Origin of the sequence: Kitasatospora sp. NPDC002227, from assembly GCF_040296285.1 — a bacterium.
In the GTDB taxonomy this organism is placed as follows: Bacteria; Actinomycetota; Actinomycetes; order Streptomycetales; family Streptomycetaceae; genus Kitasatospora.
This window is the reverse complement of record NZ_JBEOWY010000027.1, coordinates 41,860-58,679: the sequence shown is the minus strand read 5'-3', so window position 1 is coordinate 58,679 and position 16,820 is coordinate 41,860. Positions and strand designations below refer to the sequence as shown.

Here is a 16,820-nt window from a genome sequence, read left to right as displayed (position 1 = left end):
TCGGCGTGCGGCAGGAACGCCCTCGTAGCGGAGCCACTTGGGCGTTTCGGCCGTGCGGCGAGAGTGCGTGCCGGGCGGGCCGGCCCCGACGGGAATGGCGCGACAGACCCCTGCTGGATGCGGGGGTCCGGTGGAGCGTCAGGCCTTCTCGGTGACTCCGGCGGAGTCGAAGGTGGCTACATCGTGCATCGCGCGGGCCGCACTCTGCACCAGCGGCAGCGCGAGCAGCGCGCCGGTGCCCTCGCCCAGGCGCAGGTCGAGGTCGATCAGCGGACGCAGGCCGAGCCTGGCGAGCGCGGCCTGGTGGCCGGGCTCGGCCGAGCGGTGGCCGGCGATGCAGGCCGCCAGCACCTCGGGCGCGATGGCCTTGGCGACCAGCGCGGCCGAACCGGCGATCACGCCGTCCAGGATCACCGGCGTGCGCAGCGAGGCCGCGCCGAGCAGGAACCCGGCGATGGCCGCGTGCTCCAGACCGCCGACGGCGGCCAGTACGCCGATCGGGTCCGACGGGTCCGGCTGGTGCAGGGCCAGCGCCCGGCGGATCACCTCGACCTTGTGGGCGTGCATCTCGTCGTCGATGCCGGTGCCGCGCCCGGTCACCTCGGCCGGGTCCAGGCCCGCGAAGACCGAGATCAGCGCGGCGGAGGCGGTGGTGTTGGCGATGCCCATGTCACCGGTGATCAGCACCTTGTTGCCGGCCGCGACCAGGTCGCGGGCGGTCTCGATGCCGACCTCGATGGCCTTCTGGGCCTCCTCCCGGGTCATCGCCGGGCCCTGGGTCATGTCGTCGGTGCCCGGCTTGACCTTGCGCGGCAGCAGGCCGGTGGTGCGGCCCTGCTGGATCGCGTCCGGCAGCTCGCTGGCCACGCCCACGTCGACCACGCAGACCTCGGCGCCGACCTGGGCGGCGAAGGAGTTGACCACCGCTCCCCCGGCCAGGAAGTTGGCCACCATCTGCGCGGTGACCTCCTGCGGCCAGGGGGTGACGCCCTGGGCGTGCACGCCGTGGTCACCCGCGAAGATCGCGACGCACCCGGGCTCGGGGATCGGCGGTGGGCACTTGCGGCTCAGGCCGCTCAGCTGGGCCGCGATGATCTCCAGCATGCCGAGCGAACCGGCCGGCTTGGTCATCCGCTTCTGGCGGTCCCACGCGTCGCCGAGCGCCTTGGCGTCCAGCGGGCGGATGCCGCGCAGCGTCTCGGAGAGCAGGTCGTGCGGCTCCTCGCCGGGCAGCGCGCGGTTGCCGTACTGCTCCTCGTGCACGACCCAGGAGAGCGGGCGCTTCTTGGCCCAGCCCTGCTGCTGCAGCTCGGGCTCGTCCGGGAAGGCGTCCACGTACCCGACGCACAGGTACGCCACCACGTCCAGGTGCTCGGGCAGGCCGAGCTCGCGGACCATCTCCTCCTCGTCGAAGAAGCTCACCCAGCCGACGCCCAGGCCCTCGGCGCGGGCGGCCAGCCAGAGGTTCTCGACGGCGAGAGCGGCCGAGTACGGCGCCATCTGCGGCTGGGTGTGGCGGCCCAGGGTGTGGCGGCCGCCGCGGGTGCGGTCGGCGGTGACCACGATGTTGACCGGGGTCTCGAGGATGGCCTCGATCTTGATTTCCTTGAACTGCTTCGCCCGGCCCTTGGGGAGCGACTCGGCGTAGGCGTTGCGCTGACGCTCCGCCAGCTCGTGCATCCGCCGGCGGGTCTTCGCGGAGCGGATCACCACGAAGTCCCAGGGCTGGGAGTAGCCGACGCTGGGTGCCGTGTGGGCCGCCTCCAGGACGCGGATCAGCACCTCGTGCGGGATCGGGTCCGGGCGGAAGCCGTTGCGGATGTCGCGGCGCTCGCGGATCACCTGGTGCACGGCCTCACGGCCGGCCTGGTCGAAGCCGGGGGCGGCGGTACCGGGGCACTCGGCCGCCTCCTCCTGCTCGGCCTCGGCCTCGGCGTCCACGGGCTCAAGCACCTCGGGCGTCTCGGGCAGCTCGACGGCCTCGGGCGCGACCGCCTCGGCCTCGGGCTGCTCGGCGACCGCGACGGGCTCGGCCTCGGCGGCCGGGGCCTGGGCGACGGCGAGGTCCTGCGGGGCCAGGGCGTCGAGGAAGGCGGAGGTGCGCGAACGCGGCTGGCTCGGGATCGCCACCTGCTCGACGGCGACCGCCACCGGGGCGGCGGCCTGCTCGGCGGCCGGGGCGAGGACCACGGCCTCGGCGGGGAACTGCTCGGTGACCGGCTCGGTCACGGGCTCGGCGGACGGCTCGGCCACCGCCTGCAGCGGCAGCTCGGCGGCAGGCGCCTCGACGGCCGTGGCGGGCTCGACGGCAGGCTGCCCGGCCTCCGCCTCGACCTCGGCCTCGGGCTGCCCGGCAGGCGCAACGGCCTCGGCAGGCTCGGCGGACTCCGCCACGACGGCCTCCACCGGCTGCTCCGCCACCGGCTCGGCCGGCACCTGGACGGCCTGCGGCTCGGTGCCCGCCACCGGGACGGCCTGCTCGACGGCCTCGGCCGCCGGCTGCGCCGGGACCGGCACGACGTGCGCGGGGGCGTCCGGGGCGGCGGAGCCGTCGGCCACGGGCGCCTCGACGGCCTGGGCCGCGGCGGTGGCAGCGGGGTCGGTCACGGCCTCGCCCTGCGGGGCGGCCGGCGCCTCGAACGCGACCACGTCGACGGCGAGCGGCTCGGCCACGGCTTGCTCGACGGCGAGCGGCTCGGCCACGGTCTGCTCGGCGGCCACCGGCTCGGCAGCGGCGGGCTCGACGGACTCGGCCGGGAGCTCGGCCTGCGGGGCCACGGTCCGGGCCGCGGCCTCGGGGGCGAGGTCACCCGGCGCCGCGAAACCCTCGCCCTGCACCGGCACCGGCACCGCCGCGAGGTCGGCCTGCGGCGCGAGCGCCTCGCCCTGCGGGGCCACCGGCACCGCCGCGAAGTCCGCCTGCGGCGGCACACCCTGCGCGTGGACGGCATCCACCGGCACGGCCGCCGGCACGTCCACGGGGACGGGCGCCACGACGGCCTCGGCGACCGGCACCGCGGTCGGCACGCCGTGCGCGGGGGTCGCGGGGGCGGCGAAGCCTTCCTGCGGCTGCGGCACCGCCATCGGCTGCGGGACGACCGGGGTGCCGTGGGCGGGGGTGGCGCTCAGCGGCGCGGAGGGGCCGCGGTCGGCCAGCGAGCGGACCGGGACCTGGCCGGTCATCAGGGACGGGTCCGGGATCGGCGGGCCTGCGTGGAGCGGACGCCGGGGCGCCGCCTGAGCGGGCGTCACCGGCTGGGCGGCGGCCGCGGGCGGGGCCAGCGGCGGCCAGGACGGCTCGACCGGGGTGCCGGGCTGCCCGGTCTCCTCGACGGTGCGCAGCGTCATGGTGTCGGCGGGCTCGGCCAGCGCCTCGGGCGCCAGCGACTCGCCCCAGGAGCCCTGCGGGCCGGGCATGAGCAGGACGTCCTCCTCTTCCTCGTCGAGGAAGGTGAAGGCCGGGCGGCCCTCGGCGGGCCAGCCCTCGGTGACCGGCGGCGCGGGGTGCACCAGGCCGTCCGGCCCGGGCACGGCCTCGCCGTGCGGCCCGGCGGGCACCTCGGCCGCGCCGAGCGACGGCCCGGCGGCTCCGCCGAGGGACGGGGCCGTGGCTCCGCCGAGCGGCTGCTCTGGCTGTCCCTCAACCGGGACGTGGCCGCCATCGGTCATGTCAAAGCTCCTTCCGGGCCGCTCACGCGCCCTTGGCGCCGCGATCACCGACCGCCGCGCCCACTCCGCTCGGGGCGGGCCGTGCTCCGGCCCACCCGTCCACCTACCGCTTCCACCTGCTGGCGTCCGCCGCGCGCACCTCTGGCCCGTGCCGCCCACCGGGGTGGCACACCATCAGGGACAACGACCACCCGGGGGCAACCGGCACGACCGCGCCGGGCGCCGGGTGCATTCTTCCGGGCCGACCCGCGCCGCGTCGAATGCGCCCGTGCCTCCCCGGACCGGATAGCACCACGTCAAAAAGGTGGTAAACGTACCGGATCGGACACAGCTGCCCCGCCGCAGGCCACCCTACCGGCCGACGGGGACAGCCTCTCGAATCCCTGTCCGGATGGGACGTGGATCACCGGGTGCCTGGCACCCGGCCCGCCCAGGAGTGCTGTTCAGCCCGCCTGCTCACCCCAGAAGACCATGCTCTGCTCCCCCGCCCCCAGGCTCAGGCCGGTGCCCGCAGCCGGGTTGACCGTGAGCGGGGTGGACTGCAGCAGCGCGCCCTCCACCCGGTACCCGGCGCTGGTCACGGCCTCGCGGACGGCCTCCGCCTCGGCCAGGGTGTGGGCCACCGCGACCAGCCGCTCCGGGCGGCGGGCCAGCACGGCGCGGACGGTCTCGGCGCCGCCGGACTCCACCACGACGGCGTCAGGTTCGGGCAGCCCGCCCAGCACCTCGGGCCCGACCCCGTGCACGGCGTCCACCTCGACGCCGTACCGGCGCGCGTTCACCGCGATCTGGGCGCAGGCCGAGCGGTCCGCCTCGACAGCCACCACGGCGGCGCCGAAGCGCGCCGTCTCGACCGCGAGCGCGCCGGTGCCGGCGCCGACCACCCAGACCAGGTCGCCCGGCACCGGCCCGATCTTGGCCACCGCGAGGGCGCGTACGTGCGGCGGGAGCGCGTGCCCGGCGCCGGCCGCCACCTGGGCGCCGCGCTCCGCGCCCGCGTACGCCTCAGCGGGCAGTGCCCAGCCGCGCTCCGTACCGGGGAAGCCCACCGGGCGCCCGGCCAGCCAGCCGGCCGCCTCGTCCACCTGCGTCTGCCCCGGCCCGCCGATCACCAGGACCACGGCGGGCTCGCGCCAGACCTGGTCCGGCACCCGCTCGGAGGTCAGCACGGTGACGTCCTCGTCCGGGGTGCCGAGCGCCTCGCAGACCACGAAGGTGCGGTGCACCCCACGCAGCATCAGGGCCAGCTCGCTGGGGCCCGCGTCGGGGCTGGTGAGCACGGCGACCTTGGGGTGGGCGCGGCAGACGTTGGCCGCCCGGCGCAGCCTGCCCCCGTGGGTGGAGACCACCTGGGCGTCCTCCCAGGGCATCCCGGCCCGGGCGAAGGCGGCGGCCACCGAGGAGACGGCGGGCAGCACCTCGAGTTCGAGTCCGTGCTCGGGGCGGCGCAGGGTGCGGACCACGCCGAAGAAACCGGGATCGCCCTCGGCGACCACCACGGCCGTGCCGCGGTGCTCGGCGATCCGACGGGCCGCCAGCTGCACGCTGCCCAGCGCTATCCGCTCGGCGCCCTCCGGCACCGGCAGCGCGGCCAGCTGGTACGGCGCCCCCGCGACCAGGGTGGCCGAGGCCAGGGCCGCGCTGGCCGCCTCCGTCAGCGGCGTGCCGTCCCACCCGACGACCGTGATCCGGTCAGCCATCTGCCGCTGCTCCTCTGCGTCCTCGCCCCCGCGGGCGCCCCCGTGGTCTTCCGAGCAGAGGCTACCGGTTGGGATGCCTCGAACGTCCTAGCCCCGCAGGGCGTCCTCGCGGAGCGCGGCGTGGTCGACCAGCTCCAGGTCCTCCGGGAGCAGGCTCCACAGGATGAGGTCGGTGCGGCTCTCCTCGCCGTCGGTGCCCCATTCGCCGCCGCGCACTATCCAGGCGCTGCGCAGCACGCCCTCGCTGATCGAGCCGATCTTCTGGGCCACCTGCTGGGCGGCGGTGTTGCCCGCGGCCGTGCGCAGCTCCAGGCGGTGGAAGCCGCGGTCCTCGAAGAGCCACTGGGCGACCCCGAGCACGGCCTCCGGCGCGTAGCCCTCGCCGCGGGCCCAGGAGGCCGTGATGAAGACCGCCTCGGTGGAGAGCAGCCGCCAGTCGGTGGAGCGCAGCTCGACCACGCCGACCAGACGCTGGGTCAGGTGCTCGGTGACGGCGAAAACGATTCCTCGCCCGGAGATGCGGCGCGCGGGCGCGAGACTGCGCGACCACTCCAGCGCGTGCGCCTCGGTGAAGGGCTGCGGGATCGCCGTCCAGGCGTGCACCAGCTCGTCGGCCATCATGGCGGTCAGGCTGGGGGCGTCGTCGTCCGCAAGCGGGCGCAGCAGCAGCCTCTCGGTGCTGATGGCGGTCTCGGGGAAGCTCGCTGGCATGCCGTCTCTCCTCGCCGGGTCGTGGACACACCGTACGGCCCGGCACGTTACTCGGGCGGGTCAGCCTATCCGAACAGGGTCCCCGCCGTGGTGTGGCGGGGACCCTGTTCCGAGGCGTCGTCAGGTAGCGGTGGGTCAGAACGCGGGGATGACGCTGCCCTGGAAGGTGCTGGTGATGTACTGCTTGACCTCCGGGGAGTGCAGCAGGGTGGCCAGCTTCTGGACCCGCGGGTCGTTCTCCTTGCCCTTCTTGACGGCCAGGATGTTGGCGTACGGGTTGCCCTCGGCCTTCTCCAGCAGGATGGCGTCGGTGGCGGGCTTGAGGCCCGAGTCGAGCGCGTAGTTGCCGTTGATCACGGCGGCGTCGAGGTCGGCCTCCGAGCGGGGCAGCTGGGCGGCGTCCAGCTCCTTCCACTTCAGGTTCTTCGGGTTGGCCGTGATGTCCGCCGGGGTGGCGGAGGTGCCGACGCCGTCCTTGAGGGTGATGAGCTTGTTGTCGGCGAGCAGCTTGAGCGCCCGGCCCTCGTTGGTGGCGTCGTTGGGGATGCCGACGGTGGCGCCGTTGGCCAGCTCCTCCGCCTTCTTGACCTTCTTCGAGTACAGGCCCAGCGGCTCCAGGTGCACGGTCTCGACCGAGACGATGTCGGTGCCGTGCTTCTTGTTGAAGTCCTCCAGGTACGGCACGTGCTGGAAGTAGTTCGCGTCCGCCGACCCGTCCTGCACCGCCGTGTTGGGGACCACGTAGTCGGTGACCACCTTCACGTTGAGCTTCAGGCCCGCCTTGTCGGCCAGGTTCTTCTGGACGTACTCCAGGATCTGGGCGTGCGGCGTGGGGCTGGCGATCACCGTCAGCGGCGCGTTGGCGTCGGCCGAGCTGCCGGAGCCCGAGGACGAGGAGGAGCTGCAGGCCGTCAGGCCGAGGGCGAGGCCGGCGGTGAGCAGGACGCTGGTGGCCTTCAGGGTGTTACGCAGGATGTTACGCACGAAAAGTGCCTTTCTCCGTTGGAGCGTGGGCCAGGGGTGAGGCCCGGGTCGGTGGGGTCAGCCGGCCGGGGTGGCGGCCGGGCGACGGGGGCGCAGCAGGCGGGCGCGGCCGCCGCTGCGGCCGCGGTCGCTCAGCCGGCGGACGACGAGGTCGCCGGCCAGCTGGATGACGGTGACGATGATCACCAGTTCGGCGACGATGACCCACATGAAGGCGGTCTCGAAGCGCAGGTAGCCGTAGTTGACGGCGAGGGTGCCGAGGCCGCCGCCGCCGACGGTGCCGGCCATCGCGGAGAAGGCGATCAGCGCGATGATCGTGGTGACGACGGAGGAGACCAGGGCGGGCAGCGACTCGGGCAGCAGCACCTTGCGCACTGCCGTCCACGTCCCGCCGCCCATCGCGTGGACGGCTTCGAGCAGGCCGCTGTCCACCTCGCGGACGGCCGTCTCGACCAGGCGGGCGAAGAACGGGATGGCGCCGATGGCCAGCGGCACGCTGGCGGCCTGCCAGCCGAGGGTGGTGCCCACCAGGCCGCGGGTGAAGTCCAGCAGGGCGACCATCAGGATCACGAACGGCAGCGAGCGGCCGATGTTGACCACGGTGCCGACCACCCGGTTGACCGGGAGGTTCTGCAGCGCGCCGCCCCGGTCGGTGAGCACCAGCAGAAGCCCGAGCGGCAGGCCGAGCAGGATGGTGGCCAGGGTGGCCACGCCGACCATCTGGAAGGTCTCGACGGTCGCGGGGCGCATCAGCTCCCACATCTGGTCCCACGTCATGCCGCCGCTCCCTTCTGCGCGAGCACGTCCACCTGGAGGCCCTGCTCGCGCAGGAAGCCGATCGGCACCACGTTGTCGTGCTGCGGCCCGGGCAGTTCGACCCGCATCCGGCCGACCATCCGGCCGGAGACGGTCTCCACGGCGGCGCCGAGGATGTTGATGTCGATCTGGTAGGTCCGGGCCAGCTGGGAGACGAACGGCCTCGCCGAGGTGTCGCCCTGGAAGGTGATCTCCAGGACGGTGTTGCCGGGGTGGCCCTCGCCGAACTCGCCGAGCGGGAAGAGCTCCCGGGCCAGCAGCGAGCCCTCGGTGGCGAGCAGGTCGGTGAGCTTGCCCGACTCGACCACCTTGCCGCCGCGCATCAGGGCGGCGGAGTCGCAGACGTTCTTGATCACGTCCATCTCATGGGTGATCAGCAGCACCGTCAGGCCCAGCTGCTGGTTGAGCTGGCGCAGCAGCGCCAGGATCGAGCGGGTGGTCTCCGGGTCGAGCGCGGAGGTCGCCTCGTCGGAGAGCAGCACCTTGGGGTCGCCGGCCAGGGCGCGGGCGATGCCCACGCGCTGCTTCTGGCCGCCGGAGAGCTGGCTCGGGTAGGCGCGGGCCTTGTCGGCCAGGCCCACCAGGTCGAGCAGCTCGGCGGCCTTGCGGCGGCGCCGGGTGCGGTCCAGGCCGGTGATCTCCAGCGGCAGCTCGACGTTCTCCTGCACGGTGCGCGAGGAGAGCAGGTTGAAGTGCTGGAAGACCATGCCGATCCGCTGCCGGGCCTCGCGCAGCTCGCGCCCGGCGCGCTGCTCGGTGCCGCGCAGGGCGGTCAGCTCGACGCCGTCCACGGTGACGGTGCCGGAGCTGGGGCGCTCCAGCATGTTCACGCAGCGGATCAGCGTGGACTTGCCCGCGCCGCTGGTGCCGACGACTCCGTAGACCTCGCCCGGACGCACGTGCAGGTCGACCCCGGCGAGGGCGGTGACCTCGCGGCCACGGGAGCGGTAGACCTTCATCAGGCCTTTGGTGGTGATCACAGCTGCTTCCGTTGTTCGTGGGCGCACGGCGTGGGGCCAGCGCGCCCGGAGGCGGTCAGCGGCGCGGAAGGCGCCTGTGAAGGGGGGTCAGCTCCTGCCATACCTACGATCGTGGCCGCTGAGCCGTGGGGGTGCGCGTGGGCATGGCCCTTACGTGTCAGCGGGGACGACGCGGCGTGGGAAGGTCCGCGCGGAGCCAACCGCATGGAGAGGGGAGCCGGGCTGGGGCGGAATCGCTCAGCAGCTACACATTCGACACGTCCGACAGCGACAGCGGCAGAGCCCGGCGCCCGGCATCGTGCCGGTGGGGGTGCAGGTCGTCGTCGTGGTCATGGCTGCAAGTAAATCAGACCGGCGCGCAAGGTCCCAATGAACAGGACTCGTTGTCCGGAATGCGGACACGGGCCAGACGGCAGAAGGGGTACGGGAGCGTTTTCCGTACCCCTTCTGCTCAGATTCACGCCGCGACGGACTCCGCCACGGGCTTGCTCATGGTGACCAGGCTCAGGCGGCGGCTGACCTCACGGACCTCCGTCTGCTGGTAGCCGTGCCGGGCGTACAGCCGCTGGTTGCCGAGGCTGCGGTGGCCGGTGAACAGTTCGAACGACGTCACCTCCGCCTCGCCGCCGAGCCGCCGCTCGACCGCCTCCAGCAGGCGGCCGCCGAGGCCGTGCCGCTGCATCCGGGGGTGCACGACCAGGCGGTTGATCCGCCCGACCCCGCGCTCGTCGACCAGGCCGCGGACGGTACCGACGACCTCGTCGCCGAGGCGGGCGACCAGCACGTGCCGCTCGGCCAGTTCGGCGCGCAGACTCTCCAGGCTCTGGGTCAGGGGCTCGATCGCCCAGTCCCCGTAGAGCTCGGCCTCGCTCTGGTACCCGAGGTACTGGAGCTTGAGGATCTGCTCCGCGTCCTCCTCGTTCGCCACCGAGATGATCACACTCATGCCCATGTACAGGGGCCTCCCTATCGCTTGGTGCCCGGTGCCAGTTCTGAGGGTCCGCACCGACGGCCTGCCGGAAGGTGTTCACGCTCAGTATCCGACCCCTCCGACCACCGTCAAGGGGACGTTAGCCACCGCCTTACCCGCGCGCCGCCTGTACTCAACCTCTACGTGGTCAGCGTCACGTACGGCATGTCAGCTCGGGCGGTGGGTGTGGAGCATGGCGCGGAGGCAGGCGAGGCAGCGGGAGCGGGTGGGGCCGATACTGCCCGGCGGCATGTTCAGGGCTTGGGCCAACTGGCGGTACGTGAGTTCGGGTGATTCGGCGAGGGCGGTCAGCAGTTCGGGACAGCGGCCGGGGAGGCGGGCGAGGGCTGCTCGTACGGCGCGGCGGAGGTCGTTGGCGAGGGCTTCGTCCTCGGCGGACGGGGAGTGCACGGACGGTCAACGAGTCACCGAGGGCGCGGGGTGCGGCGGCGGCTCCCCACTTGGCCGCAAAGGTGATCGAGATGTGACCGGCCGATCTTCAACTCGCGTGGCGGGATCACTACCGTACGTCCGTATGCAGAACGGCGACCCGACCCCGGGGCAGGACAGAGCAGACGACGACGCGCGTTGGAACGTCACACTCGACGATGACTTCGTGAACGCGGCGACCATCAAGGAGGAGACGGTCCGCCGCCCGGGCGGCGGCCGCCCGCCGAAACGGGTCTGGCCGCGGAACCTCGCGCTGGCACTCGGGACAGCCGCGCTGACGCTCCTCGCGTTCAAGCTGGCGGAGCCCTCCCCGGACAGGGCCACCGATCGGTCCGGCCCGGCGGCTTCCGCAACGGTGTCCGCGGCGCCGTCCGCCACTGCGACGGCTTCCGCCGCTCCGTCGGCCGCCGCGGGCCGCCCCCAGATCCCGCTGGACCAGGCCTTCCCCGCCGAGGTGAGGACCGCATCCGGCGCCCTCTACACGAAGGTGGGTGCGACCACCCTGCCTTCGTGCACCGAACCGGACTCGGTCGGCCCCCGGCTGGCCGCGATGATCAAGGAGAGCAGAGGCTGCGTGGCCGAGCAGATCGCGCTCTACAAGGACTCCGGCAACGACCAGTTCAACCTGGCCGTCTTCACCATGAGGGACCCGAAGGACACGGTCCGCCTGGTCACCGAGCTCAGCACGGCCTTCGACGACTTCGAAGTCGGGGCGCAGGCCCCGCCACCGACCGCCGGCCTTCGCACCCTGCCCCCGGACAGCGGCATGGTCCAGGCCTTCACCGGCTCCGGCCGGGCGGTGATCGCCGGCCTCGGCCAGTGGTCCGACGGCCGTTCCACCGACCGTCAGGCAATCGTCGACCGGCTGACCCCGCTGCAGGAAGCGATCGGAAAGACCGTTCTCGCCTACGAATCCCAGCACTGACCCACGGACGGACCCTTCTGGCAGCAGGACCGCTGGATCGTTCCGGGGCCTCAGCTCACCCAGTCCTGCTGGGTGGCCAGGTCGGCCTTGATCTCGCTGAGCTGGACGGCGACGGCCGAGGGGGCGGTGCCGCCGCGGCCGTTGCGGGAGGCGATGGCGCCGTGGACGCTGAGGACGGAGCGGACGTCCGGGGTGAGGTGCGGGGAGATGGCGGCGAACTGGGTGTCGGTGAGGTCGGAGAGCTCGATGCCCTCGGCCTCGCAGACCTTGACGCAGGCCCCCGCGACCTCGTGGGCGACGCGGAAGGGGACACCCTGCTTGACCAGCCACTCGGCGATGTCGGTGGCCAGGGAGAAGCCGGCCGGGGCCAGCTCCTCGAGGCGCTCGCGGTGGACGGTGAGGGTGGCCATCATGCCGGTGAAGGCGGGGAGCAGGACTTCGAGGGTGTCGCAGGAGTCGAAGACCGGCTCCTTGTCCTCCTGGAGGTCCCGGTTGTAGGCGAGCGGGAGGGCCTTGAGGGTGGCGAGCAGGCCGGTCAGGTTGCCGATCAGGCGGCCGGACTTGCCCCGGGCCAGCTCGGCGATGTCCGGGTTCTTCTTCTGCGGCATGATCGAGGAGCCGGTGGAGAAGGCGTCGTGCAGCGTGATGAAGCCGAACTCCTTGGTGTTCCAGATGATCACCTCCTCCGCGATCCGGGAGAGGTTGATCCCGATCATCGCCGTCACGAAGGCGAACTCGGCGACGAAGTCCCGCGAGGCGGTGCCGTCGATCGAGTTGCCGACCGAGCCCCGCTCGAAGCCGAGGTCGGCCGCGACCGCCTCCGGGTCGAGCCCGAGCGAGGAGCCGGCCAGCGCACCGGAGCCGTACGGCGAGACGGCGGTGCGGACGTCCCACTGGCGCAGCCGCTCGGCGTCCCGTCCGAGGGCCTGCACGTGCGCGAGGACGTGGTGGGCGAAGAGCACCGGCTGGGCGTGCTGGAGGTGGGTCCGGCCGGGCATCGCGGTGGCGGGGTGGGCCTCGGCGAGGCCGACCAGGGCGTGCTGGAGGTCGAGCAGCAGACCGCCGATGATCTTCGCGTGGTCCCGCAGGTACATCCGGAAGAGCGTGGCGATCTGGTCGTTGCGCGAGCGCCCGGCCCGCAGCTTGCCGCCGAGCTCGGCACCGAGCCGCTCGAGCAGCCCCCGCTCCAGGGCGGTGTGCACGTCCTCGTCGGCCACCGTGCCGGTGAAGGTGCCGGCCTCGACGTCGGCGAGCAGCTGGTCGAGCCCGCCCAGCATGCCGGCCAGCTCCTCGGCGCTCAGCAGCCCCGCCTTGGCGAGCACCCGGGCGTGCGCCTTGGAGCCCGCGATGTCGTACGGGGCGAGCCGCCAGTCGAAGTGCACCGAGGCGGAGAGCTTGGCCAGCGCCTCGGAGGGGCCGTCGGCGAAGCGCGCGCCCCAGAGTCGGACGTCAGCGTTGTTCTGGTCGGCGGTCATCGCTTGGGCTCCTTCGCTCAGTGGGGTGGGTTGGGGTGAGCCCCGGCCGCGGGGGGACGGCCGGGGCTCTGTGGGGGGTGGTTCTTCGGTGTTACGCCAGGTCGCGGCGGGCGGCGATCTTCGAGGACATGCCGAAGATCTCGATGAAGCCCTTGGACATCGACTGGTCGAAGGTGTCGCCGGTGTCGTAGGTGGCGAGGTTGAAGTCGTACAGCGACTGGTCGGACTTGCGGCCGTTGACCACGGCCTTGCCGCCGTGCAGGACCATCCGGATCTCGCCGGAGACGGCCTGGTTGGCCTCGTTGATGAAGCCGTCCAGCGCGCGCTTGAGCGGGGAGAACCACAGGCCGTCGTAGACCAGCTCGGCCCAGCGCTGCTCGACCTGCCGCTTGTAGCGGGCCAGCTCGCGCTCGACCGTGACGTTCTCCAGGGCCTGGTGGGCGGTGATCAGGGCGATCGCGCCGGGGGCCTCGTAGATCTCCCGGGACTTGATGCCGACGAGGCGGTCCTCGACCATGTCGAGGCGGCCGACACCCTGGGCACCGGCCCGCTTGTTGAGCTCCTCGACGGCCTGCAGCACGGTGACCTTGCGGCCGTCGATCGCGACCGGCACGCCGGCCTCGAAGGTGATGATCACCTCGTCCGCCTCGCGCGGGGTGGCCGGGTTCTGCGTGTACTCGTAGACGTCCTCGATCGGGGCGTTCCAGATGTCCTCCAGGAAGCCCGTCTCGACGGCGCGACCGAAGACGTTCTGGTCGATCGAGTAGGGGTTCTTCTTGGTGGTGACGATCGGGAGGTTCTTGGCCTCGGCGAAGGCGATCGCCTTGTCCCGGGTCATCGCGTAGTCGCGGACCGGGGCGATGCACTTGAGCTCGGGGGCCAGCGACTGGATGCCGACCTCGAAGCGGACCTGGTCGTTGCCCTTGCCGGTGCAGCCGTGGGCGACGGTGGTGGCGCCGTGCTTCTTGGCGGCGGCCACCAGGTGCTTGACGATCGCCGGGCGGGAGAGCGCCGAGACCAGCGGGTACTGGCCCTGGTAGAGGGCGTTGGCCTTGAGCGCCGGCAGGCAGTACTCGTCGGCGAACTCCTCGCGGGCGTCGGCCACCTCGGCCTCGACCGCGCCGCAGTCCAGCGCACGCTGGCGGATCGCCGACAGGTCCTCGCCGCCCTGGCCGACGTCGACCGCGACGGCGATGACCTCGGCGCCGGTCTCCTCGGCGATCCAGCCGATGCAGACGGACGTGTCCAGACCGCCCGAATAGGCGAGTACGACGCGCTCGGTCACGGCTTTCTCCTTCACAGCAGTCACAAACAGGTGAACAGGCTTACGGCGATAGGCATAAGTATGCACTACACCGTATGGATTGCAAAGCCCCTGGTCAGGGCTGGTTCCAGCGGGGGTCAGCGGGCCTCGGCGGCTACTGGGCCTTGGCCTGGGCCAGCTGCATCAGGTGGTCGGCCAGGGCCTGGCCGCCGGCCGGGTCACGGCTGATCAGCAGGACGGTGTCGTCGCCCGCGATGGTGCCGATGATCTCGAAGACCTCCGCCTGGTCGATCGCGGAGGCCAGGAACTGGGCGGCCCCCGGCGGGGTGCGCAGCACCACGAGATTGCCGGAGGCCGTGGCCGAGACCATCAGCTCGCCGGCCAGCCGGGCCATCCGGCCCTCGCTGGCGGACTCGCCCATCGGGGCGCGCGGCGTGCGGTCGCCACCCTCGGCCGGGACGGCGTAGATGAGTGCGCCGTCCCGGTTCCGGATCTTGACCGCGCCCAGCTCGTCCAAGTCCCGCGAGAGGGTGGCCTGGGTGACCACGAGTCCGTCGTCGGCCAGCAGCTTGGCCAGCTGGCTCTGCGAGCGCACGGGTTGACGGGTCAACAGGTCCACGATCCGCCGGTGGCGCGCGGTGCGGGTCTGCGGCACCTGGGCGGTCGGCCCGGCGGCGGGCTGGTCGGGATGGGAAGCGGTCATACTGATAATTCTCCCGGACTAACCGCGCGGCTTCGCGTCGGGGGCCGCTTCGGAGGCCGCTTCGAGCGCCGCCTGGAGCACGGCGGGCAGCGCGGCCAGGAACCGCTCCGCCTCCGCCTCGGTCAGCACCAGCGGCGGCACCAGCCGGACGGCGTCCGGCACGGCCGCGTTCACCAGGAACCCGGCCTCCTGCGCCGCGGCCTGCACCAGGCCCGCGACGGGCTGGTCGAGCACGATGCCGAGCAGCAGCCCGGCGCCCCGGACGTGGCTGACCAGGGGCGACCCGATCGCCTCGATGCCCGCCCGCAGCAGCTCGCCGGTCTTGCGGACCTGCGCCAGCAGGCCCTCGCTCTCGATGGTGTCGAGCACCGCGAGGGCGGCTGCCGCGACCACCGGGTTGCCCCCGAAGGTGGTGCCGTGCTGGCCCGGCTGGAGCAGCTCGGCCGCCTCGCCGTACGCGATCACGGCGCCGATCGGCAGCCCGCCGCCGAGGCCCTTGGCCAGCGTGATGACGTCCGGCTCGACGCCCTCGAAGGCCTGGTGGGCGAACCAGTACCCCGTCCGGCCGATGCCGGTCTGCACCTCGTCGAGGACGAGCAGGGTCCCGGTGGCCCGGGTGATCTCCCGGGCCTCGCGCAGGTAGCCGTCGGGCAGCGGGATCGCGCCGTTCTCGCCCTGGATCGGCTCCAGGAAGACGGCGGCCGTCTCGGTGGTGACGGCGGCCCGCAGCGCCTCGATGTCCCCGAAGGGCACATGGGTGACGTCGCCGGGCAGCGGGCGGAAGGGGGCCTGCTTGGCGGGCTGGGCGGTGAGGGCGAGCGAGCCCATCGTCCGGCCGTGGAAGGCGCCCTCGAGGGAGACCAGGTGGGTGCGGCCGGTCAGCCGGCTGAGCTTGAAGGCGGCCTCGTTGGCCTCGGCGCCCGAGTTGCAGAAGAAGACCCGGCCGGGCCGGTCGTCCAGCGCGATCAGCCGCTCGGCCAGCCGGACGGTGGGCTCGGCCATGAAGAGGTTGGAGACGTGCCCCAGCTCGCCGATCTGCCGGCCGACCGCCTCGACCACCGCGGGGTGGGCGTGGCCCAGCGCGTTGACGGCGATGCCGCCGACCAGGTCGAGGTACGGCTTGCCGTCCTCGTCCCAGACGGTGGCGCCCGCCCCGCGCGCCAGCGGCAGCCGGGGGGTGCCGTAGTTGTTCATCAGCGCGTGCTGCCACCGCTGGGTCACCTGCTGGTTGGTCGTCATGCCAAGCCCCCGGTCACGATCTCGTCGGTGTCCGGCACGACCATGGTGCCGATGCCCTCGTCGGTGAAGATTTCCAGCAGCAGCGAGTGCGGGACCCGCCCGTCCAGCACGCGGGCCGTGCCGACGCCGGAGCGGACGGCGTTCAGGCAGCCCTCCATCTTCGGCAGCATGCCGGTGGCCAGCGTCGGCAGCAGCTCCTCCAGCTCGCCCGCGCTGAGCTGGCTGATCACGTCGTCCGAGTGCGGCCAGTCCGCGTACAGGCCCTCGACATCGGTGAGCACCACGAGCATCTCGGCGCCGAGCGCCACGGCCAGCGCGGACGCGGCGGTGTCGGCGTTGATGTTGTAGACGTGGCCGTCGCCGCCCCGGGCGATGCTGGAGATCACCGGGATGCGGCCGTCCGCGATGAGCGCCTTCACGGCGCCCGCCTCGACGTTGACGATGTCGCCGACCAGGCCGATGTCCACCTGCTCGCCGTCCACCACGGCGTACCGCTTGACCGCCGTCATGGTGTGCGCGTCCTCGCCGGTCATGCCGACGGCGAACGGGCCGTGCTCGTTGAGCAGCCCGACCAGCTCCCGCTGGACCTGACCGGCCAGCACCATCCGCACGACGTCCATCGTCTCGGGGGTGGTGACGCGCAGGCCGTTGGTGAAGGAGGACTGCAGGCCCAGCTTGTCCAGCTGCTTGCTGATCTGCGGGCCGCCGCCGTGCACCACGACCGGGTGCAGCCCGGCGTAGCGCAGGAAGACCACGTCCTGGGCGAAGGCCGACTTGAGCTCGTCGTCGACCATGGCGTTGCCGCCGAACTTGATCACCACGGTCTTGCCGTGGAAGCGCTCCAGCCAGGGCAGCGCCTCGATGAGCGTCATCGCCTTGGGCAGCGCGGTGTTGTTCCGGGCCTGTTCGCCCTTGGGTGCGATCTGCACGTCTG

General features: G+C 72.9%; 14 protein-coding genes. 1 reads left to right on the top strand and 13 read right to left on the bottom strand.

Features of this window, described 5'->3' with window-relative positions; translation table 11 throughout:
* Positions 1-138 precede the first annotated feature (138 nt).
* The 8 genes from cobT to ABT095_RS23165 form a co-directional block, all read right to left on the bottom strand.
* The gene (cobT, locus tag ABT095_RS23200) at positions 139-3,669 is read right to left on the bottom strand and encodes a nicotinate-nucleotide--dimethylbenzimidazole phosphoribosyltransferase (protein ID WP_350531384.1); all 3,531 of its coding nucleotides are present in this window, start codon (positions 3,667-3,669) and stop codon (positions 139-141) included.
* Positions 3,670-4,112: 443 nt separating this feature from the next.
* Positions 4,113-5,369 (bottom strand): precorrin-6y C5,15-methyltransferase (decarboxylating) subunit CbiE, encoded by a 1,257-nt coding sequence (gene cbiE, locus ABT095_RS23195; protein WP_350531383.1) that lies wholly within the window; start codon positions 5,367-5,369, stop codon positions 4,113-4,115.
* Between the two features lie 87 nt (positions 5,370-5,456).
* The gene (locus ABT095_RS23190; protein WP_350531382.1) at positions 5,457-6,080 is read right to left on the bottom strand and encodes a GNAT family N-acetyltransferase; all 624 of its coding nucleotides are present in this window, start codon (positions 6,078-6,080) and stop codon (positions 5,457-5,459) included.
* Between the two features lie 135 nt (positions 6,081-6,215).
* On the bottom strand, positions 6,216-7,052 hold the full coding sequence (locus tag ABT095_RS23185; RefSeq protein ID WP_350531422.1) for a MetQ/NlpA family ABC transporter substrate-binding protein: 837 nt from the start codon (positions 7,050-7,052) through the stop codon (positions 6,216-6,218).
* Between the two features lie 69 nt (positions 7,053-7,121).
* Complete coding sequence (locus ABT095_RS23180; protein ID WP_350531381.1) at positions 7,122-7,841, bottom strand: methionine ABC transporter permease; 720 nt, start codon at positions 7,839-7,841, stop codon at positions 7,122-7,124.
* Complete coding sequence (locus ABT095_RS23175; protein ID WP_350531380.1) at positions 7,838-8,860, bottom strand: methionine ABC transporter ATP-binding protein; 1,023 nt, start codon at positions 8,858-8,860, stop codon at positions 7,838-7,840. Before ABT095_RS23175 ends, ABT095_RS23180 begins: the two co-directional genes overlap by 4 nt.
* A gap of 457 nt (positions 8,861-9,317) precedes the next feature.
* The gene (locus ABT095_RS23170) at positions 9,318-9,812 is read right to left on the bottom strand and encodes a GNAT family N-acetyltransferase (RefSeq protein WP_350531379.1); all 495 of its coding nucleotides are present in this window, start codon (positions 9,810-9,812) and stop codon (positions 9,318-9,320) included.
* Between the two features lie 186 nt (positions 9,813-9,998).
* Positions 9,999-10,241, bottom strand: coding sequence for a sigma-70 RNA polymerase sigma factor region 4 domain-containing protein (locus ABT095_RS23165; protein WP_350531378.1), 243 nt, complete (start codon positions 10,239-10,241; stop codon positions 9,999-10,001).
* A gap of 124 nt (positions 10,242-10,365) precedes the next feature.
* On the opposite strand from ABT095_RS23165, the gene ABT095_RS23160 reads away from it, so the two are divergent.
* On the top strand, positions 10,366-11,205 hold the full coding sequence (locus ABT095_RS23160) for a hypothetical protein (protein ID WP_350531377.1): 840 nt from the start codon (positions 10,366-10,368) through the stop codon (positions 11,203-11,205).
* Positions 11,206-11,255: 50 nt separating this feature from the next.
* Here the strand turns inward: ABT095_RS23160 and argH are convergent, their stop codons facing one another.
* From argH to argB, 5 genes are all read right to left on the bottom strand, one after another.
* A complete protein-coding gene (argH, locus tag ABT095_RS23155; RefSeq protein ID WP_350531376.1) occupies positions 11,256-12,680 on the bottom strand; it encodes an argininosuccinate lyase in 1,425 nt (474 codons plus the stop codon).
* A 91-nt stretch (positions 12,681-12,771) separates the two neighbouring features.
* Positions 12,772-13,965 (bottom strand): argininosuccinate synthase, encoded by a 1,194-nt coding sequence (locus ABT095_RS23150; RefSeq protein WP_350531375.1) that lies wholly within the window; start codon positions 13,963-13,965, stop codon positions 12,772-12,774.
* Positions 13,966-14,098: 133 nt separating this feature from the next.
* Positions 14,099-14,647 (bottom strand): arginine repressor, encoded by a 549-nt coding sequence (locus tag ABT095_RS23145; protein ID WP_350531374.1) that lies wholly within the window; start codon positions 14,645-14,647, stop codon positions 14,099-14,101.
* Between the two features lie 18 nt (positions 14,648-14,665).
* Entirely contained in the window at positions 14,666-15,886 is a 1,221-nt protein-coding gene (locus ABT095_RS23140; RefSeq protein WP_350531373.1) for an acetylornithine transaminase, read from the bottom strand.
* Entirely contained in the window at positions 15,883-16,758 is an 876-nt protein-coding gene (argB, locus tag ABT095_RS23135) for an acetylglutamate kinase (RefSeq protein ID WP_350531421.1), read from the bottom strand. The genes ABT095_RS23140 and argB overlap by 4 nt, the downstream gene beginning before the upstream one ends.
* Positions 16,759-16,820 lie beyond the last annotated feature (62 nt).